15 protein-coding genes are annotated in these 19,627 nt (G+C 62.9%); 5 read left to right on the top strand and 10 right to left on the bottom strand.

Features of this window, described 5'->3' with window-relative positions; all coding sequences use genetic code 11:
- Window positions 1-36: 36 nt before the first annotated feature.
- Together Q4610_RS13300 and Q4610_RS13295 are read right to left on the bottom strand one after the other, a co-directional pair.
- Window positions 37-1,347 carry a glycosyltransferase family 4 protein gene (locus tag Q4610_RS13300; protein WP_304536439.1) on the bottom strand — a complete coding sequence of 437 codons (1,311 nt, stop codon included), beginning with the start codon at window positions 1,345-1,347 and terminating at the stop codon, window positions 37-39.
- The gene (locus tag Q4610_RS13295; RefSeq protein WP_304536438.1) at window positions 1,344-2,606 is read right to left on the bottom strand and encodes a glycosyltransferase family 4 protein; all 1,263 of its coding nucleotides are present in this window, start codon (window positions 2,604-2,606) and stop codon (window positions 1,344-1,346) included. Before Q4610_RS13295 ends, Q4610_RS13300 begins: the two co-directional genes overlap by 4 nt.
- A 208-nt stretch (window positions 2,607-2,814) precedes the next feature.
- Between Q4610_RS13295 and Q4610_RS13290 the strand changes: the two genes are divergently transcribed.
- From Q4610_RS13290 to Q4610_RS13280, 3 genes are all read left to right on the top strand, one after another.
- Window positions 2,815-3,837 carry a polysaccharide pyruvyl transferase family protein gene (locus Q4610_RS13290; protein WP_304536437.1) on the top strand — a complete coding sequence of 341 codons (1,023 nt, stop codon included), beginning with the start codon at window positions 2,815-2,817 and terminating at the stop codon, window positions 3,835-3,837.
- Window positions 3,838-3,923: 86 nt separating this feature from the next.
- Entirely contained in the window at window positions 3,924-6,812 is a 2,889-nt protein-coding gene (locus Q4610_RS13285) for a glycosyltransferase family 4 protein (protein WP_304536436.1), read from the top strand.
- Between the two features lie 131 nt (window positions 6,813-6,943).
- The gene (locus tag Q4610_RS13280) at window positions 6,944-8,161 is read left to right on the top strand and encodes a hypothetical protein (RefSeq protein ID WP_304536435.1); all 1,218 of its coding nucleotides are present in this window, start codon (window positions 6,944-6,946) and stop codon (window positions 8,159-8,161) included.
- Window positions 8,162-8,174: 13 nt separating this feature from the next.
- Here the strand turns inward: Q4610_RS13280 and Q4610_RS13275 are convergent, their stop codons facing one another.
- Entirely contained in the window at window positions 8,175-9,074 is a 900-nt protein-coding gene (locus Q4610_RS13275; RefSeq protein WP_304536434.1) for a phosphotransferase family protein, read from the bottom strand.
- A gap of 147 nt (window positions 9,075-9,221) precedes the next feature.
- Between Q4610_RS13275 and Q4610_RS13270 the strand changes: the two genes are divergently transcribed.
- A complete protein-coding gene (locus tag Q4610_RS13270; RefSeq protein ID WP_304536433.1) occupies window positions 9,222-10,310 on the top strand; it encodes a polysaccharide pyruvyl transferase family protein in 1,089 nt (362 codons plus the stop codon).
- On the top strand, window positions 10,310-11,605 hold the full coding sequence (locus tag Q4610_RS13265; RefSeq protein WP_304536432.1) for a tetratricopeptide repeat protein: 1,296 nt from the start codon (window positions 10,310-10,312) through the stop codon (window positions 11,603-11,605). Before Q4610_RS13270 ends, Q4610_RS13265 begins: the two co-directional genes overlap by 1 nt.
- Window positions 11,606-12,082: 477 nt before the next feature.
- Here Q4610_RS13265 and Q4610_RS13260 read toward each other — a convergent pair whose 3' ends face one another.
- The 7 genes from Q4610_RS13260 to thiS all read right to left on the bottom strand — a co-directional run bounded on the left by Q4610_RS13260 (window position 12,083) and on the right by thiS (window position 19,585).
- Window positions 12,083-12,757: an ABC transporter ATP-binding protein gene (locus Q4610_RS13260; RefSeq protein ID WP_304536431.1), complete on the bottom strand. Its 675-nt coding sequence runs from the start codon at window positions 12,755-12,757 to the stop codon at window positions 12,083-12,085.
- A gap of 72 nt (window positions 12,758-12,829) precedes the next feature.
- Window positions 12,830-14,104: a capsule biosynthesis protein gene (locus Q4610_RS13255; protein ID WP_304536430.1), complete on the bottom strand. Its 1,275-nt coding sequence runs from the start codon at window positions 14,102-14,104 to the stop codon at window positions 12,830-12,832.
- Entirely contained in the window at window positions 14,097-15,728 is a 1,632-nt protein-coding gene (locus tag Q4610_RS13250) for a capsular polysaccharide export protein, LipB/KpsS family (protein WP_304536516.1), read from the bottom strand. Before Q4610_RS13250 ends, Q4610_RS13255 begins: the two co-directional genes overlap by 8 nt.
- A gap of 126 nt (window positions 15,729-15,854) precedes the next feature.
- Window positions 15,855-17,150, bottom strand: coding sequence for a glycosyltransferase family 4 protein (locus tag Q4610_RS13245; RefSeq protein WP_304536429.1), 1,296 nt, complete (start codon window positions 17,148-17,150; stop codon window positions 15,855-15,857).
- Between the two features lie 42 nt (window positions 17,151-17,192).
- On the bottom strand, window positions 17,193-17,633 hold the full coding sequence (locus Q4610_RS13240; protein WP_304536428.1) for an HIT family protein: 441 nt from the start codon (window positions 17,631-17,633) through the stop codon (window positions 17,193-17,195).
- Between the two features lie 69 nt (window positions 17,634-17,702).
- The gene (locus Q4610_RS13235) at window positions 17,703-18,584 is read right to left on the bottom strand and encodes a 5'-nucleotidase, lipoprotein e(P4) family (RefSeq protein WP_425262564.1); all 882 of its coding nucleotides are present in this window, start codon (window positions 18,582-18,584) and stop codon (window positions 17,703-17,705) included.
- Window positions 18,584-19,585, bottom strand: coding sequence for a sulfur carrier protein ThiS (gene thiS, locus Q4610_RS13230; RefSeq protein ID WP_304536427.1), 1,002 nt, complete (start codon window positions 19,583-19,585; stop codon window positions 18,584-18,586). Before thiS ends, Q4610_RS13235 begins: the two co-directional genes overlap by 1 nt.
- Window positions 19,586-19,627: the final 42 nt, after the last annotated feature.

Genomic DNA, 19,627 nt, shown 5'->3' with positions numbered 1-19,627 from the left:
CCGCTTGTCATCTGTTCAATCTTTACGTGCACCGTTCTATCCAACCGTTTTTCCATAGAATTCGGCAAGGCGTCTTTCGAAATGGGCGTTGGAAAAGCGCTCCGATTGCGCGAGACCTAGAGCACTCAACCGCTTCCGCAAAGCGGAATCTCCGTCAAGCAACCGGATCGCCGACGCCATATCATCGACCGCATAGGGGTCAACATGCAGCGCCGCGTCGCCCGTAATCTCAGGCAGCGAACTGGTGTTCGACGTTAGCACGGGCGCGCCCAGCGCCATAGCCTCCAGCACCGGCAATCCGAACCCCTCGTATAGCGAGGGGAACAGCATCGCCCGCGCGCCACGCATTAGCCGCAGCAACTGCGCGCGCGGCAGATAGTCGATCCGGCGTATCCGCGCCGCCGCCTTGAGCTGGGCCCCATTCCCCCCCCGCAGCAGGCGCAGTTCCGGTTCCGCTCGCCATCCTTCCCGGCCAACGATCACCAGCGGCGTTTCCACCCCGGACTGGAGATAGGCCTCGATCAGGCGGCCGACATTCTTCTTCGGCTCTATCGCACCTGCGAAGAGAAAATAGCCGTGCAGGTCGAGATCGAACAGCCGGTCGAGCCACAGCCGCAAATCCTCGTCCGCGGCCATGACCGCATGGTCCCCCAGATCGGCCGCCTGATAAAGATTGTCGATCCGGGCTTCTGGCACCCCGAACATCTCGATTATGTCGCGCCGCGACGCTTCGGACACGGTGCACAGGCCGTCTGCATGGTCCAGCAACCATTGCAGCAGGCTCTTATAATAGGCTTTGTCCTCCAGGCTGGCATAGGGCATCACCAGCGGCACGATGTCGTGCAGGGTATAGACATTTTTGGCGCCGACCATCTCGACCGGCACCGGATAGGTCCAGTGCATGACAGCGGGCGGATCGGGCACTTCGATCCGCATCGGCCTGCCATAGCGGCGGAAATAGCGCACCGACGAATCGAACAGCCCCGAACGGGTGAATATTCGCCTGGCTGCAGGCACACGTTCGGCAAAATCGCCGGCGATCACCCTGCCGCTGACGGGAATTTCCACCGGCTTGCGCACGGTCGGCAGCATTGTCGCCCGCACCAGCCGGCGCTTGAGGGTCATTTTGAGCCGCTCGCCCAGCGCCAGTTGCTCACCCAACCGCGAATAGAACAGCGTTTCGCGCAGGTGCAACGGCGTGTCGGACCGCATGGTTATGCCGTAGATGAGATCGATGTCGCCGCCGATCGCGGTGATCGCACGGCACAGGGCGCGCCCATAACTTGCCACGCCCGTACCGGCAGGCAGCGCCAGATTGTAACCGTCCACACCAATGCGCAATGTCATGCACGCCCCGCCCCGGCCCCACCCACATCGGCATAGATCCGGTGCAGCCGCTCATAATAAGCGGATGACTGATAGGCTACCGCCTTCGCCACGCCAAGCGCCCGCAGGCGGGCGCACAAGCCATCGTCTCGATCCAGCGCCCTTATTGCACGGCTCATCTCCGCTTCATCCAGCGGGTCCACGAACAGCGCCCCATCGCCCGCCACTTCGCGCAAAGCCGGAATCGACGACGCCATGACGGGCGTGCCCAGCGCCATCGATTCCGCCACCGGCAGGCCAAAGCCTTCATCGAGCGAGGGAAACAGCATCGCACGGGCGTCACGTATCAATCCGGTCAGCGCATCGCGACTCTGCAACGGCAGAAAGCGGACATTGCCGCCCTCCCCGATCATGGCGCGCGTCTCCTGCGCGCGCCAGCCATCCTGACCGACGATCAGCAATGGCCGGCCGCTGCCACTGGCACGATAGGCGCGCGCGAGACGCACGAGATTCTTGCGCGGTTCGATTGCGCCATAATAGAGGAAATGCGCCCGCGCGCCCGCACCCGCCGCATCATGGGCCGTGTCGAGATCCGTCGCCTGGTGGCAGGCCGTCACGAAATCAGGCGCGCAGCCCCACCTGGCGATCACGTCCTGCCGCACGGCCTCGCTAACCGTGACCAGCCGGTCCGCCCGTTCGATGATCCGCCCCAGCAGACGCGCCAGGCGCGCCCCGTCGACGGGCGACAAATCCTGCCGGTTGATCGGAATGATGTCATGCACGGTGTAGATGTTGCGCCACCCTTCCAGATAGAGCGGCAGCGGATAGGTCCAGTGCATGATGCCTGGCGCGCCTGGACAACGCACCGGCAACAGGCGGCCACGAAATTTGAAATGCAGATAGGCTTCACGAAACAGGTCACGCCCCAGCAGCCGCCCTGAAAAGCCGCCCACATCGCCGGCGTCAAGGCGCTCGACCGTCCGCGCGCCCGGCAAGGTCGCGCGCGCATAGCGGCCCAGCCGCGCAGCCACGCCACCGCCACCCGCCGCCGGCGGCACCGCATCGAGCCGCAGCGGCGCCGCGCCATGGCGGGCAAGCGTTTGCGCCAGGCGCGCCGCATAATGACCGACCCCCGTATAATCGTCATCCAGCAGGCGGCCGTCAATGCAGACGGGAAAGCTCAGACGGGACATATGCCGCGGACGCAGCATGGCCGACAGGTCGGACGCCGGACCGTTCCCATCATCATCATCCGGCACACCGCCTGTCTTGTCGCCCATGTTCATAGCGACTTGAACCCTAGGCAGGGCAATCATGATTGTCACGCCACCAGGACGATGGCGGCCAGAGAAAAGAACCGCCCTGCTGCACCGCACAAAAAATCCAAAAGCACCAAGTTAATCAAATGGATTGCGGGGCGAATCGAACTTCTTTATGCCCCCGGTGATGGCTTGCGCCAATATTGAGCCCTCACAGTTGAAAGCAACGATGCCTACGGACCCCGAAATCGACCGCCTGATCCGCATGAACCGCGATCGATTGCGCGTTCCGCTCTCATGGGTCGCAACGACACCCGAACAGCCCTACACCAATTTCGGCGACGGACTGAGCGCCGTGATGGTGAGTTCGCTGGCCGGGATGCCCGTTGTGCGCGCCAATTTCGATGAGGATAGCGAGCGGGTCGTGGCGGTCGGCACGATCGGCCATGGGCAAAAGAACGGCATCCTGCATTTCTGGGGCACTGGCGTCGATGCGCTGCGCAACCCGATGACGGGCGACGCCCCCTATTTCAAGCCGCCGAACACCGAATTCAACGTCTATGCCACCCGCGGCCCCCGGAGCGCCGCGACGTTTCGCAGCGCTGGCATCGACGCCCCCGAAGTCTATGGCGATCCTGTCTGGCTGCTGCCCCGCATCTGGCCGCTCGACGATGTCGAAAAGACGCACGACCTGGGCGTCATCCTGCACATTTCCGAACTGACCGAACAACGCCCCGGCGTCAGCTACCGTCCCGAATATAGCCGCTACGACATCCCGGAAGAATGGAGCAAGCGGATCAAGATCATCAACACCTACAGCGACGCCACGCCCGAAGCGATGCGCGCAAAGGTGGCGGAAATCATATCCTGCCGCAGAATTGTCTCCACCAGTCTCCACGGGCTGGTGATTTCCGAAACCTATGGCATTCCCTGCGCATGGTTCGCCACTTATGGGCAGGGGGATGGTGAGGGTGTGCAACTGGACATTGACGACCCGGATTCCAAGATCGACCATCGCATCGCGGATTTCTATTCGGGCGTCGGCCGCAAAACCATCAACGCCTATCTGCGGGACCGCAATCTCAAATCCGACTGGAACAGCATCATCCGTTTCATCGACCGGCGCTGGCGTCCGGTAGAAAACTATACTGGGGACGGGCTGCTGCGCGCCTTTCCGCTGCCGCTGGCGGTGGACCCGGACGCCCCGCGCTGGGACATCGATCCGGCCATTTGGGGTAACATACATTTCTGATTGCCTCGCACGCAGCCATCCCTAATGTCGCAGTGCAGCAGAATCAGAGTGCCCGATATAAATCGGAATGACATGTGGGGGATAAAGTGACTGGAAAACAAGGACAGGAACCCGCAGATCTGGAGCAGGCCGACCTTACTTCTGTCGGACTGGCCAATCTGAACGATCATGATGCAACGATGCACGATCTGTCCGATGAACCGGATATTGTGGCGCTTGCCGATGATTCCGCATGGGATGACGCATTCGAGGAATCTGCCGAAGGGATGACAGGCTTCGACCCTGATGTGACCGATCCTGCTGATGAAGAAGCAGCCTCCGACCATGCTGCCGACCTGGCACCGCATCAGGGCAGCGGCAAATTTGGACAGGGCCTTGAAACACAGAGCCTTGAAACACAGGGCCTTGAAACGATGCCCCTGACAACCGGGCGCGGACGCACGAACCGTAAAAGGGCGTTCGCCGATAATAAGCTGGCGGCCGGAACCAGGCCGACAGAGGACAAGAAAAAAGAGGACAAGAAAAACGCATATGACGCGACGCTGGAAGCGCGCGATGATGATTCCGACCTGTCCGACATGTTCAAGGTATCGGGATGGATCGTTAACAGCGGCGATACCTGGTGGGACGACCAGCATGCCCTGGGCGTTCGCAATTTCCGCGACGCTGCGGGGAATATCCTCAAGGGCTATGAATTTCGCGGTCAATTAAGCCTGCTTCCGGTTCCTCCCGGTCAGGAAGTTTTCTTCACCATTGCGATCGCACCGGCACTGCTCCCGCCCAGCGCGGTGAGCTGCGACATCGATATGGTGCATGAAAATTATTTCTGGTTCGAAGAACGCGGCGCAACGCCGATCACCGTGCCGATCACGGGTTTTCGCAATGCCAATTCCCGTAATGACGCGGTGGTCGAACTGCTGCGCATCTCCAAGACCGCCACGGTTGCTGAACGGCGGAAGATTTCCGTTCTGACCCAGGTGTTACGCAATTATGACTTCCTGCATTATGAAGGCATTGCCCGGCTCGGCCGGATGATCCGCCTGCGTCAGGCAGGCAAGCCCTATCGTCCGCCGGTCATTTCATCGACCGCCATTGCCGCGTTGCAAGGGCGCAATCGCGAGGGTCGCCACTCCGCCTATTTCGATAGCTTCGCCTCCAAATTCGGCAATTTCCGCGGCCGCCTGCCCAGCAATCCGGTCGAATATATCGACCTGTTCAAGCGCTTTGTCCGGGACAGCAACAACTTCTTCCGCGGCAGCGCCCCGCCGCTGCCGCCACGATTGACGCAATGGCTGGGCGCCCGCGCCTTGCCCGCACAACTGGCATCATCGCCCGTGTCGCGTTCGATCATGGCGACGCTCGGCGACCGGATGCCCATCCACTTCAACCGGCAAAATGACTTCATCAATCTGATGTGGGCCTACATCACGTCCGTCATGATCGACAATAATCTGCCGGTCAGCCTCGTGCCGGACTCGATCGTGCGGGAATTCGCCACATCGCCGGAAACATGGGATACCGAAACCGAATTCCCCCAACCAACCGGCTTCATGGCCCGGCTGCGCAATGACGATGCCGGCTATCAGCGTCGCTATGACGCCAGCAATGCCGCTGGCCGCTGCGCCTATGCGTTCGACCTTCTGCTGCTTGGCCTGGAAAATGAAGCACGGCGCCTGTTCGTGGGGCAGACGATCCTCGACTGGATGACCCAGCCGATCGGGCCGTCGCTGGCGATTTCTCCCTTTGAAATCCTGGTCATGGCCAATCTTGGCGGGCGTGACATCGGCTATTTCACGGCGGAAGGTGAGCCTCTCGCCCCGGAAATCGCCGCGCTGCGCGCCAGCTATGACTGGCTTCCGTTACCGGCTGCTTCGGACAGCTATCCTCTCCGCGTCATCGGCCGGGCGAGGAATTCATCCGGCCTGGGCACCAACATGCGGATGACCATGGCCGCGCTCGACAGCATCGGCGTGGACGTGGAAACGGTCGACAGCGACATCGAACTCGTCACGCCGCCCAACAACGACACCGGCACACGTTTCGCCCGTCCGATCGAGATCTATCATCTCAATTGCGATGAAATCCCGACGCTGGTTTCGCGATACAGCGCCCATACCCGGCCGGGCAGCTACCGCATCGGTTTTGCCCTGTGGGAATCGTCCGTGATGCCGGAACAGCATCGTGGTGGCGCCACGCTGATGGACGAATTGTGGGTGCCCACCACCTATTTGCAGGATGTCTATCGCAACGCCGGCTTCGGCAACGTGCATGTCATGGGCAAGGGCATCGACCTCGGCCCGGTCGAAGCTGTCGATCGCGCTACCTATGGCATTCATGAGGACGACTTCATCTTCGTGACCTCGTTCGACATCGACAGTTGGGTGGAGCGCAAGAATCCGGCCGCCGTCGTCGAAGCCTTTGCCAGGGCATTCCCGAACGATCCCAATGTCCGCCTGGTGGTCAAGACCACGGGCATCTTCGCCCATCCTGGCGACCGGACGGGCCAGATCGCGCGGGTGCTGGCGGCGGCCGACGCGGATCCGCGGATTCTGCTCATCAACGAACGCATGCCCTTCCCCAAATATCTGGGTATCATCCAGATGGCCGACGCGCTCATCAGCGCCCATCGATCGGAAGGGTTCGGCTATCTGCCGGCCTATGCCATGTTGCTGTCGCGTCCGGTGATCACCACCAACCATAGCGGTACGGAAGATTTCTGCACCGAAGAGACGAGCTTCCCGGTCGCGTCGAAACTGACCCCGATTCCGCCAGGCGATTTCGTCTATGACGCGCCCGGCGCCTGCTGGGCGGACATCGACATCGATGCGCTGGCTGAAGCGATGCAGAAGGTCCGTCAGGAACCGCTGGAGGCCGAACGCCGCGCCAAGGCGGGCTATGACCTTGTATCGGAACGCTATTCCATGGATGCGCTGGCCAAGCGCTACAAGGACAGGCTTGCCGAAATCACCGCCTGACCGCAACAGCGCGATGACCATGAAAAGAAGGGTGGAACGTTCATCGTTCCACCCTTCTTTTGTCCGGGTGGAACGTTCCTGCCGCGAAACGGGTTCTCCCGATCCTGCGACCCAATATGAAGGAAGGTTCGATGCGCGCCTCTTGGTCCCTGTGTGGCGGTCTCATCGCTTTTGCCGGCATCACCGCCTGCAACGCCGTGGAACAAGGCGCCAATCGATCGGCCGCGCCGTCTGCGCAGGATCTATCCATCCTGTCCAACCGCGCCGAAGCGGCGACAACCGCCAGCCCCGTCATGGCGTCCCGGTCGATGCTCGATTTCATGACCATGGATGTGTGCGTCGACGCCGGGGATCGCGCCATCCCCGGACTGATCCCCGGCGATGGCCGGTGCGGGAAACGCCGCAACATTCGCGCCGGGGAAACGCCGCCCTATACTCTGCACAATTTCGGTTATCCAGGAACGCCCTGCGGGACGACGGGCACGATCGACAAGACCAATATGCCGGTGACGCGAGATGGCGTGACCCGCATCGTCAGCACGACCATCCGTCGTCCCGGCTGTTCGACCCGTGCCGCAGCGGCGGATCTGGGTGGCGATCCCACGGCGCAGGACGGCGCCTCGATCCAGTGGGCGGATGATCGCTACGGCTTCATCATGGGCAGCTACAGCCCGGTATCGCTGTCCGCCTTTCAATCCAGCCTGTGCCGGGACAATCCCCGCTCATCCCGCCGTTTTTTCCGCAGTTGGGTCATCGCGCCATCCCCCCTGCCCGCGGCCGGCGACGCCGGTGTCGGCCTGTTCGACGGCGCCATGGCCAAGGGCGCGAGCCGTACCATGATGGGCAGTTGCCCCATACGTTTCCGCAAGGCCCTGACCACCTGGACGGTGCAGCCCTTCCTGTTCAAGTCCGATCGACGCATGATGGCGGTCGTCTCCAGCCATTTTGCCCAGACGGCGCCCGATGGCCTGTCGCCAGGCAACGCCATGCAGATGGAACGCACCTACTGGACCGCCGAATTCGGCATATCCCGCTGGGAAAAATGGACGCGCGAGGATTTTTCCCGCAAGGATGGCAAGGATGTCGCCACGCTTGCCGCGCAACTGGTCGCGCGTGGCCGATGCAGCGCGCCTGACATTGCCCCGGTCACTTATTCCCCGGCCTTGCAGGAAAGCGGCGTGCGGGACGCAAATGCCTATATCCGCGTCCTGACCAATCCCCGCACCGGCGAACGGCATCGCTGGATGATGACCCTGTGCGAGGATTATAGCAATGCGCGGCTGAGCGACGCAGGCAATCGGCAGGTCGCCCCCTCCACCCTGGCCAGCGACCTTTATTGGGCACCATGACGGGACAGGCGGCTCAGATGGATGCCTGTGCCATCAATCCGCTGATCCACCGGGTCAGCCGCGCTTCCGCCGCGCCCAACTGCCCCCTCTGCCAGGCCACGGCGACCGGAAGCCGCCAAATGTCCAGTTCGGATCGACGCAGGCCGGAAAAACGGGCGTAGCAATGGCGATACCAGTGCGCCGTAATGGCGCCGGCCAGTGGCGGCACGCGCCCGACGCCCGCACCGCCGAAACGCAGCAGCAATTCGGTGCGCGCGGCGTCGGCGGCGGGCACGCCCGACGCCGCCTGCGCCCAGTCGATGGCGATGGCGCCCCGCGACGACAGCAGCAAATTGGCCGGGTGCAGGTCGCCATGGACAAGCCGGCTGTCCTGCGGCAGTCGGTCAAGCAGGGCCAGAGCAGCCGAAATCTCTGCCTCCCCCGCCCTGGAGCGCAGGATGCGATGGCGCAGCACGTCGACCTGGCGTGGCAAGTCGCCGCTGCCGGCCGCACGGTGAATCCGCGCGTGCAGCCGCGCCAGTCGCCGGATCAGCGGCCACATGCGAAAGGGCCGGTGGAGGATGGCCGACAACATATCCGGCCCGTCCACATGGGCGAACAGGATGCCCGACCGTTCCGCCCCAGCTCCGCCCTCTCCCGGCTTCCCCTCTCCAGGCTCTCCCTTCACTGTGATCCGTCTGATGGGGCGCGCAACGGGAATGCCCTGCGCCTCGGCCCAAAGGCCCGCAGCATATTCCAGCGCGATCGGCACGTCATTGACATCGGCCCGGAACAGTTTGACCACATGGCTTTCATCCACCGCCCACACGTCCGCGCTGGCGCCCTGACCGATCATGGTCCAGTGATGCTGTGGCGTAAAACCGTCCATCCCCTGCTGATGCGCGGACATCGGCCGGGCGGCAAGATGTTTCACCGCGCCGGTTCCGCCGATCCGAACGATCCGCCCGGCAAGTGCTCTAGCTTTGCCTATTTTTCTCGCTTATGGCTGGGGTGACGGCATGGCCGGTGCCCTTCGGGCACTCACCCGCAAAGATGTGCAGAATTCGCCAAAAGACGGGGCATGCGCAGGCAAGGCAATGGAGACAAGACGTTGAACGAACTGCAACAGGTGGTCGATCAGGAAGGTGCGATTCCCTTGTCCTGGGCGGGCGCCACGACCGATATGGATTATCTCAACTGGGGGGACGCCCTTAGCCCCGTCATGGTTGCGCTGATGTCGGGCCTGCCCATCCGCCGCGTGCCCACCAAGTCGCAATCGGTGCGACTGGGCGCGGTCGGCACGATCGGGCATGGTTTCGACAATGGCACCATCTTCTTCTGGGGCACCGGCAGTTCGCAATGGAAGAATCCGAGCGCCCCGGTGGCCGATCGCGTGCCTTTCCAATTTTCCGCCGGCACGAAGGTGCATGTGACTGCAACCCGCGGCCGCATGTCGAAGCGGCTGCTGGGCGGTGGTCCCGACACGCCCTATGGCGACCCGGTCTGGCTGCTGCCGCGCTTCTACAAGCCCGAAGTGAAGAAAACCCATGAACTGGGCGTCATCCTGCATTTGTCCGAACTGGACGGTCGTGCGCTCGACGCGGGCGCGGCCGAAAGCGTGATCCGCGCCCGCGTGCCCGAATCGCTGCGTTCCTCAATCCGCATCATCAACACCCTGACCCGCATCGATGCCGAAGGGCTGAAGGACAAGACGGATGAAATCCTGTCCTGCAAGCGGATCGTATCGACCAGCCTGCACGGCATGGTCGTAGCCGAAAGCTATGGCATCCCCTGCCTTTATTTCGCGCCGCGCGGCACAGAGCCGGGCCATGGTTTCCGCGTGGAGCCGCTGAACGCGGACTGGCTCGACCTGCGCCTGCGCGACCTTTACACCGGCATCGGCCGCACCCGCCTGCCGCTCTACGCCCAGCCGCGCGACCAGGAAAGCGACTGGGACGACGTGATGAAGGAAATCGACCTGCGCTGGAAGCCCGTCACCATCGACGAGCAGGCCCTGATGGACGCCTTCCCGGTCAAGGGCGAACGGGTCGTCGCCGAACCGGGCAAGACGATCTGGCAACATCCCGCCATCACCGGCATCCAGTTCCAGCATGATGTCGCCGCGCTGCGCGCGGCCGACACTGAGCGGAACAAGGCGAAAGCGGCATAATGGCGACGAAACCGCGCAAAATGGGCAAGGCGGGGATGGAGACGACAATTCCCACGCCGCCCCCAGCACCTGACGGTGATCCAGTCCGCTATGGCCTCTATGGCAACGGCCATACCAGCATCGAATATCTGACGCGCGCAACGCCTTCGACGAAACTTGGAATCACCTTTTCCTCTTATGGTGATCTTGATCTTTCACAACCGGGATTTGCCGAGGATTTTCTGATTGAGCGTGGCTATGATGTGCTGACGCTCAAATGCAACATCAACAACTGGTTCCAGGATGTGTCAGCCGATGTGCTGAAATCTGTCATGGGCCAGTTGCCTGCTTATGATGAAATCATCACCTATGGGTCGAGCATGGGGGGCTATGCCGCCATGTATTTTGCCCAGACGGTCGGCGCGCGCACCTGCATTGCATTGTCACCCCAATTTTCGATCGATCCGTCGATCGTTTCTTTTGAATCGCGCTGGGCCGGTGATGCCGCCCGAATTCATTTCACGCATGAGCGTCTGGACGATATGATCGTGCATGGCGGGACAACCTATTATGTCCTGTTCGATCCCCATACGCTCGACAAGCAGCATGCCGAAATGATGACAGCGGCATGCAATCGCGTGCTCGCGATTGCAGTGCCGCATTCAGGCCATCCGTCCATCTTGGCCCTACAGGAAATGGAGCTGCTGGCCGGAGTCTTCGATAGCCTGGCTGTAGGTCAGATACCCGACTTAGGGGTAGAGGCGCACAAGCATCGCAGAAACTCGCCTAGCTATTTCTATTCCCTCGCCCATTCCTGCCTCGACAAGGGCAAGCTGGCGACAGCGGAACGCCTGTTGGCTCATGCCTGCGAAATCAGCGATCGCGCTGACATTCAACTAAGTTACAGCCGTGTCCTGCTTCGCTGCGCCAAGGTGAAGAAAGCATTGGATATGCTAGATTTGGCATGGCCCAAACTCCACCACAATCCGCATCTTATAGCCTATCGGGCGCATTTGCAGCATCTTAATGGACAGATTGACGAAGCCTGCCAATCCTTCGAGACGGCTATTGCCAAGCAGCCCGATTTTTTGCCTTTTTATCAAGGCGAACGGGCAATGCTTAAAGAAACATTAAAGCGCTACGAAAATGAAAAGCGGCTGCGCGAGGCCGCCTTGGCGCGTGCGCGGGCTGAGCTTGAGATGCATAACGGGCAATCGCCCAGAACATCGCGCTCACTCCTGATTGCACTGGCCTTTGCCCCGCTCTTCATCATTGCGATACTGATCAGCGTCGCAATAACGTTGAGCATCGTATAATTTAGAGAAGCGTGCAGAAAAATGGGAATCGGTTCCCCGCTCAAAACGATGCGAAAACAAAGAACTAAAGCGGGATGACGTCAGATTGACCCACTCCCTCCTTGCGAGCAATCCGATGTCATCGGACTCGATAGCGCGCGACCTGCATCCGGTCAAACTCAGCGCGCTCTAATATCCACCGCACAGATGTTCGACAGGATGCGGGCGAACCGGCCAATATGGTTTTCGATTTAATAGCGCGCGTGGCGTCAGGTGTTTGGTCGACGGACTGGCCAACGCTTCGGATCATGGACCACTAGGAAATGGTGAGCGCCGCGTGCGGCTCGATCATGCCATCAGGATCGTTGCCGCGCCAATCGGATAGCTGCCTTTTCATCCACAATAATATGTCTATCGTAACCAAATCTCGCCCAGACCATTGGCCACCCCATTACCTCGCGGAATCGAAACGGCAAGGCAGCGAAATACCGATCCGCTTCAACTCCTGTCGGTCCGCTGGGCATGCTGGTTATACAGATGAATCTCGATTGCCTCGTCGATAGTATCGTAGAAGCTGAGTTGGCCATTGAACAATACGGCCCCGTGCGAGCAATAAGCGCGCAGCGTTTCGGGAACATGGGACACCATCAACAGGGTTGCCTCCGCCCGACGCTCTGCCAGCGCCCTTTCCGTGCGCTCGCGAAAGCGCTCGTCACCGGCTGCGGTGATTTCGTCGATCAGATAGCATTCAAACTTGATGGCCAATGATATGCCGAACGCCAGACGCGCGATCATACCAGCGGAATAGGTGTTGAGAGGCTGATGGAAATAGGGACCAAGCTCCGCGAATTCCTCGACGAAATCCTGAAGCTCGGCAACATTCTTGCCATAGATGCGCGCAATGAAACGCGCATTGTCCGCACCGCTGAGGCTCGATTGAAAGGCGCTGGTATAGCCGATCGGCCATGATGTCGACATGGTCCGGGTAATCTTGCCTTTGGTCGGCGCCTCCGCTCCCGCGATCAAGCGCATCAACGTCGATTTGCCCGCGCCGTTTGCCCCGCAAATCCCCAGGCTGATCCCCTTGGGAATGGTGAAGTTCAGATCGAACAGAACCAGATTGTGAAATCCGCGCCCTTCATAGACCTTGCTGACATTGTCGAACCGAATCATGCCGCAACCTCTAGAGGAAAGAGGGGCATTTGCAACGTCACCGCCGCAACCACCGGGCAGGCCGAGCCATGATCAGGCCGCATCGTCGCAGGCCGTCAGCACCGGGCCGGTCGGCGCAATCGCCCGGACGACCTTGTCGCGATCGGGTTTCAGCAACCGATCCGCAGCGTTGTGGACCAGCATGTCCAGCCCTTCGTCGGACAACAGGCCACCTCTGATCAGGCATGTGTCGATCAGCACGCGGCGAAAGGCGGAATAGAGCGTCATGTCCGCCGGTGCCGGCGCGGACCAGAAACTGTCCAGCCCGGCGCTGTGGACCATCCCCGGCACTTTATAGACGGCGTGGCCCAGCACCACCACCGACTTGCCGCCATTGAGCGCCAGTGTCCCGACCGTGCTGTTCACCGTCACCACGCCCAGCGATTTGTTCACGACTTCCGCGATATCCCAGTCGGACAGGTAAATAACCCGGTCGCCGACCCCATATTGGGTCGCCAGCCGCCGGGTCAGATGTTCCCACCCGACAAGACCCGGATCGAGCGGATGCCGCTTGACCACCAGCAGCACATGCGCCGGCGCATGGCGCGCGAAGCTTTTTATGACAAAGCGCAACGCTGCCCGCATGTTGCCAAAGGGCGAATGGATGCGGATCTGATAGTCGGAATTGAGCTGGAGCGGCAGCGCGAAGAAAGGCCGGTCGCCAATCCGATTCCATTCCTCATGCGCGCGGCGCTGGTCGCGATGCTTGCGCACCAGCTTCCACGCCCAGGCGGCCGATTCCATCAGGAAACTATGGGGCCGATGGGTGCGATAAAAGGGGAAATAGGCCCGCATCAGGGCCGATGCCAGGCCGTTGCGCATGGTGTTGCGCGCACGCGCCTTGAAGGTGGACGGCACCTGCGGCAGGTCGTCCGGCTGTTCGGGCAGGCCCGCCGCCTGCTCCATATACCATTGCGGGTCCAGCGGCAGGCGCGAATTGCCATTCACCCCTTCATCCTGCAATGTCAGGAAATCCGGGCGGATATAGCCTTCCTCGAAAACATGGACGCGCACGTCGCGCAACCGCGCCATGCCATGGGCGGACGTGTGATAGGGGCGGCAATCGCCATAGAGGATCAGGTCGGTGACGCCATGATTGACGATGAAATCGTCGAAGAAGAGCGGCCAGTTGCGGAACGTGCCGCGATAATCGGTCGCGTCATCGGGCCAGTCGGCCTTGTCGCCGCCATTGATGTTGATGCGCAGGGCATGATGCCCCCGCGCCCGCAGCTCTTGGGCCAGCATCGCGAAATAGGGACCATGCGGCCCCTGCAGGAACAAAAATGTCTTGGCAGGCGCGTCAGCCATGCAGAAACTCGGCAGACAAGGTCATAAATCGGCGTAACTTCCCCTGTAGCATCCGCAACCGGATCAACCATGTCACCGGCGGCGTCGATCCGCTGGCCATTCTATCCACCATCACTTCCGGGCCGCATGGCAACTGCGTCACCGGATCAATATATCGAGGATAGAGAATGAGCGCCCCTGCCACAAGCTGATCCACGCTGAGTTGACGCCCGCGTCGACCAGTCGATCTGGCCAGATCGCGCGTCAGCCCCCACCCCGCATAAAAGGGCATGCCATGGACGGTGACGGATCGCCCGCGCATCAACGCCTCGAATCCGGTCAGGGAGGAGAGGACATGCACTTCGTCCACCGCCTGCACCAGTTCCATCAGCGGCGCGCCGGTATCGACCGCATCGGCATGGGCCAACACCGCCGCGTCGGGCAGATGCCCCTTGCGGTGCCCCGCCTGCACGTCGGGATGGGGGCGATAGACGATCCAGGCATCGGGTTCGGCCCGCCGCACCCGCGCCAGGAAATCCAGATTGCCATCGACCCCCGTGCCGCCCAGCCGCACTGACAGATCATCCTCCACCTGCCCCACCGCCAGCACCGTGCGACGCCCCTGGGGCAGGCCGATCATCCGGCCCGCCTCCGGCCCATATTTGGTGACGCCGGTAGCGCAGATGCGAGTCCGCAACCGCCGGGCCCGTTCCACCAGGGCGGGCGGAAAATCATGCGTCGCCAGCAACATCTCCAGGTCATTGGCGGCACGCGCATTATAATAGATGCCGCTCCGGTCGACCACGACCGAACCGGGCGGATGCAGCGCCGCGCCCAGCCCGCGCGATCGCAGGAACCCGTCCTCGACCCGCGCGACCGGCACGCCCTGCTCCGCCGCCTCCTGCGGCAGCGTCACCGGCACGCGCGAAGGCCAGATCGCCAGCGCGCCACGCTCCTGCCGCGCCCGCCGCAATCCCGGCGCGGGGGACAGGAAAGGGGGCGCGCGCGTTCCGTCCCACAGGAAATGCCGCATCGCCTCCCGCTTCCAGAAGGCCATGCCACTGGCCGCCACGATCCCGCGATTCCCGTCCAGATGCCGCCGCCAGTCGGCCAATTGCGCGATCGCCTGCGCCGCATCGATCGGCGCCCCGGTAAAGGGATCGCGATAGGCCGCGGCTCCGATACGTTGCCGCAGGGCACTGTGCAGCCGGGCGGGGTCGATCCGCGCGCCATCATGCCCGAACACCGGCACGTCCAGCAGCCCGGCAACCAGCGCCAGCTCGTCATCCGCCCCGGCATGCACGGCACGCGCATCCTTCACCAGGGCCCAGGGATCGCAGCCCGCCGGTATCGACCGCCCTGCAAGGGCCGCCACGGCATCGCCCGGTACAATCCCGATCTCCTGCGGCATCACGCCTTGCAGCGCCTTGCCATCGACCGGCACACCCGCGCGCACGACAACCCGCACGTCGTGCGGCTGCTGGCCCCAAAAATCGCCACCGACCCGCGCCTGCGCGATCATGGCGATGACGGCATCATCCACCAGCCGGGCGGCCGCATCCCCCGACAGCGGGACGCTGACCGCCGCCGTCATTGGCGCGATGCCGGGAAAGGGCGGGGAACGCAGAAAAGGCGGCAGCGCCATGATCAGGCGGCCCGCGTCCATATCATCGATCCGATGCCGATCATCCCGGTTGACGGCGCCCCTGCGCGGACCATTGCCAAATTCCTCCATTGCGCCGGCCATGCATGAGCGGACGAACAAGGAAGGTCAAGGAACAGAAGCTGTTACTTCCTCGATCAGGTCGGTAACAATGTCGAAATAGTCGCGCCAGGTCGGCGCGCGCCAGGCCGCGATCCGGGCCGTCTGCGCCGCACGTTCCGGCGAATCCGCCCGTCCATAGGCTTCGATCGCCCGCATCCAGCCCAGTCCGTCGAGCGGATCGAGATAGTCCGGCGCGTCGCCCCCCACCTCCCGATGGGCGGTGATGTCGCTGCATATCACCGGCACGCCTGCCGCCAGAGCCTCGACCACGGGCATGCCGAACCCTTCAGCAAAGGATGGCATCAACATCGCGCGGGCATGGGCGACCAGCGCCTGCATCCGGTTGTCTGACACTTCGCCCGCCTCGATCACATGGTCGCGCAACGCCTCGGCGCGATCCAGCATGTCGATGACATTCTCATTTTCCCAGCCGCGCCGGCCGATCAGCACCAGCACCGGGGCGCCATCGCCCAGCCGTTCCACCAGACGCCGCCAGACATTGAGCAGCAGCAGATGATTCTTCCGCGGTTCGATAGTGGAAATATAGACGAAATAGGGCCGCTGCGGCAGCACCTCTCCCTTCGCGCCGAAAATGTCGGGGGCATCGGCGCCGAAATGCGCCACCCGGATCGCGCGACCTTCCAGTCCGTGCCGCATATGCGGCGCCAGCGCCCCGATCGTCGCCTGGCTGTTGCCGATGATGCCGCTGGCGAAGCTGTCGATCGTCCGCACCCGGCGCAGATGCTCCGCCGCGCCCTGCGGCCGGGCATATTCGGGATGGCTGAGGGGAATGACATCATGCACCAGCGTCACCAGCTTGGCGCCTTCGGCGCGCAGGATCGCACGAACCTGGTCATGATCGTCCAGATGATGCGGCGACACTTGCAGATAGACGCGCGGCCCGGTGGCGCGCGGCACCGGCCGGGGACGGGTGGCGAACAGGTGACGGATCACCGCCGCCTTCCCCTCGCCCGCGTCGGTCGCGCCGGCATTGCGCCATTTCGCGGCCGTGAAGGCCAGGAACTGGCGCACGGCCGCACTGCTGAGCCGGCCATAATAGCCGCCGGCGGGATGCACCGCGGCAAAGGCCAGCCGGTCCGGCATCCGGTCCAGCAGTTCGCGGGCATAGACATATTCGACCCGGTCGATCCCGGTGGGCGATGGGTGGAAGGAGCGGGAAAGCAAGCGCGACAGGTCGAGAATGACCTCGCTCTCGCCCCGCGCGCCGTGAAATTGCCGGCTGGCGCGTTTGGATCGCAGGGCCAGCCGCGCGCCGGGCGCTTGGAAAGGACGCAAAGCCATATTAACGCCTGTCCCACAGGCCGGCGGCAAAGAAAAGCGGCATCAGAGTTGCGCGCGAATCTCGTTGGCCAGCGCTTCCAACTGCGCCCTGTCCGCCTGCACCCCATGCCCATGGCCGGCAAAGCCCTTCGCATCCCCCTCCCAGCGCGGCAGGATATGGACATGCAGATGAAAGATGGTCTGCCCGGCCGGCGCGCCGTTAAGCTGCGCGATCTGGATACCGTCGGGATGGATCGCCTTGCGGATGGCGGTGGCGACCTTCTTCACGGTCGCCATCACTTGCGCCAGCGCCTCATCCTCCATCTCCAGCAGATTGCGCGCCTTCGACCATTTGGAGATGACGAGCGCATGGCCGCGCGTCTGCGGCATGATATCGAGGAAGGAGAAAGTGCTCTCATCCTCATAGATTTTGGTCGCGGGGATTTTCCCCTGAAGGATCAACGCAAAGATATTGGCGTCGTCATAGGTGCCGTCGAGGCTCATGCCATCGCCTTTCTGGGTTCGGATATGGTGGGTTCGGGTGCGGGATTCTGGCGGTATGTGCTGGTGGCGTCACTGCTGCGCTTGAACAGGCGGGGTCCATCGCTTGTCGGTCGGGAATATATCATCGAAGCTCCCCTTGAGGCCGCTGCCGTAAACCGGATTGGGCAGCATGAACCAGCCATCGCCCCACAGGGACGCGACGGACGGCTGCATCGTTGCGGCGCGGCGCGCGGGCACGGCCTGGCCGGCGTTGAACAGGTCGGAAAAGTCGCCAAGCTGATCGCCGCCCAGCGCGATGACGCAATAGCGTGCCGCGATCGTCGCGCGCCGGCCATCCTTGCGCGATCCCGTCGCATCATCCCCGCTCAGAAACAGCGTCTGCCCATGCACGGCGTCGCCCAGTCCGGCGGCCCTGATCGCCCGCACCGTGGCGTCGGCATTGGCGGCCGATCGGTTGGTGTTGAACACCACCGTCACGCCCATGGCGCGTAACGCGCCCAGCGCCCTGTCCGCACCGGGCACCGGGCCGACCGCGCCTTCGCCGGTCTTTTCCCAGGCATCCCAGACGGCAGCATCATAGCCTTTGCCAGTGCGGGCGTCATGAAATTCGAAGCCGGTGTTGAGAAGGACCGTTTCATCGACATCGAACACCGCCGCGAACGGTTTGTCGCCACAGGGCACAAAGACCGGCACGGCCAGCGTCGCGCCTGCCGCCAGCACCACGCTGTCGACCGGGCGCGCCTTCACCCTTTCGGCGGCATGGGCGACCAGCGCCCGATAGGCCTGCGCCGACAGCGCCGCCGCCTCGCCGGAGCCGTAGAGATATTGCATCCCGGCCGGCGGGCTGGCGGGCGGCGCGGGGACGGCGGCGGGCCGCTCGGCCGAACAGGCGGCCAATGCCGCCATCGATCCCAGCGCCAGCAGCCCGGCCTCCCGCAATCCGGCCTGCATCAGATCAGCCCCGCCAGCGGGCTGGACGGATCGGCATACATGCGCTTGCCCATGCGACCGGCGCGATAGGCCATGCGGCCGGCCTCGACCCCCGCCTTCATCGCGGCGGCCATCAGCACCGGGTCTTTCGCTTCGGCGATGGCGGTGTTCATCAGCACGCCGGTACAGCCCAGTTCCATCGCCTGCGCCGCTTCGGACGCGGTGCCCACGCCCGCATCGACCAGCACGGGCAGCTTGGTGCCCTCCACGATCAGGCGGATCGTCACCCGGTTCTGGATGCCCAGCCCCGATCCGATCGGCGCGCCCAGCGGCATGATCGCGACCGCGCCGACATCTTCCAGCCGCTTGGCGGCGATCGGATCATCCACGCAATAGACCATCGGCTTGAAACCTTCCTTGGCCAATATCTCGGTCGCACGCAGGGTTTCGACCATGTCGGGATAGAGGGTGCGCGCCTCGCCCAACACCTCCAGCTTGACCAGATCCCAGCCCCCCGCCTCGCGCGCCAGCCGCAGGGTGCGGATCGCCTCCTCGCCCGTGAAACAGCCGGCGGTGTTGGGCAGATAGGTCACTTTCTTCGGGTCGATATAGTCGGTCAGCATCGGCGCATTGGGGTCCGACACGTTGACGCGGCGCACCGCGACGGTGACGATCTCTGCCCCCGACGCGGCCAGCGCGGCGGCATTCTGTTCGAAACTCTTATATTTCCCCGTGCCCACGATCAGGCGCGACCGGAATGTCCGGCCCGCCACGGTCCAGCTATCGTCGTGCACCGCGCTCGCATCGCCACCGCCAACGAAATGCACGATTTCCAGTTCGTCGCCATCCTCGACCCTGACCTGCGCCAGCGTAGAACGGGGCACGACCTCCAGATTGCGCTCCACCGCCACCTTTTCGGGCGCGAAGCCCAGCTCGCTCGCCAGGTCGGCCAGGCTCAGCCCGTCACGGATGCGACGATGCTCGCCATTGATGTGGATGGAGATGGTGCCGTCTGTGCTCACTATGGTTTCCCGCTGGCTCATGGAGAATGGTGTCTCGACTAA

It is taken from the genome of Sphingobium cyanobacteriorum, from assembly GCF_030580935.1.
Classification (GTDB): Bacteria; Pseudomonadota; Alphaproteobacteria; order Sphingomonadales; family Sphingomonadaceae; genus Sphingobium; species Sphingobium cyanobacteriorum.
Note: the sequence above shows the minus strand (reverse complement) of the source record. Positions and strands in the feature narration are given on the sequence as shown.

Bases quoted from the DNA above. Each gene is read 5' to 3' on its own strand.
- Q4610_RS13260 (WP_304536431.1), bottom strand. From the start codon at position 12,757: ATGATTCGGTTCGACAATGTCAGCAAGGTCTATGAAGGGCGCGGATTT.
- Q4610_RS13245 (WP_304536429.1), bottom strand. From the start codon at position 17,150: ATGGCTTTGCGTCCTTTCCAAGCGCCCGGCGCGCGGCTGGCCCTGCGA.
- Q4610_RS13280 (WP_304536435.1), top strand. From the start codon at position 6,944: ATGCGCGCCTCTTGGTCCCTGTGTGGCGGTCTCATCGCTTTTGCCGGC.
- Q4610_RS13270 (WP_304536433.1), top strand. From the start codon at position 9,222: ATGCGCAGGCAAGGCAATGGAGACAAGACGTTGAACGAACTGCAACAG.
- Q4610_RS13300 (WP_304536439.1), bottom strand. From the start codon at position 1,347: ATGACATTGCGCATTGGTGTGGACGGTTACAATCTGGCGCTGCCTGCC.
- Q4610_RS13290 (WP_304536437.1), top strand. From the start codon at position 2,815: ATGCCTACGGACCCCGAAATCGACCGCCTGATCCGCATGAACCGCGAT.
- Q4610_RS13240 (WP_304536428.1), bottom strand. From the start codon at position 17,633: ATGAGCCTCGACGGCACCTATGACGACGCCAATATCTTTGCGTTGATC.
- Q4610_RS13265 (WP_304536432.1), top strand. From the start codon at position 10,310: ATGGCGACGAAACCGCGCAAAATGGGCAAGGCGGGGATGGAGACGACA.
- Q4610_RS13295 (WP_304536438.1), bottom strand. From the start codon at position 2,606: ATGGGCGACAAGACAGGCGGTGTGCCGGATGATGATGATGGGAACGGT.
- Q4610_RS13250 (WP_304536516.1), bottom strand. From the start codon at position 15,728: ATGGCGCTGCCGCCTTTTCTGCGTTCCCCGCCCTTTCCCGGCATCGCG.
- Q4610_RS13255 (WP_304536430.1), bottom strand. From the start codon at position 14,104: ATGGCTGACGCGCCTGCCAAGACATTTTTGTTCCTGCAGGGGCCGCAT.
- Q4610_RS13235 (WP_425262564.1), bottom strand. From the start codon at position 18,584: ATGCAGGCCGGATTGCGGGAGGCCGGGCTGCTGGCGCTGGGATCGATG.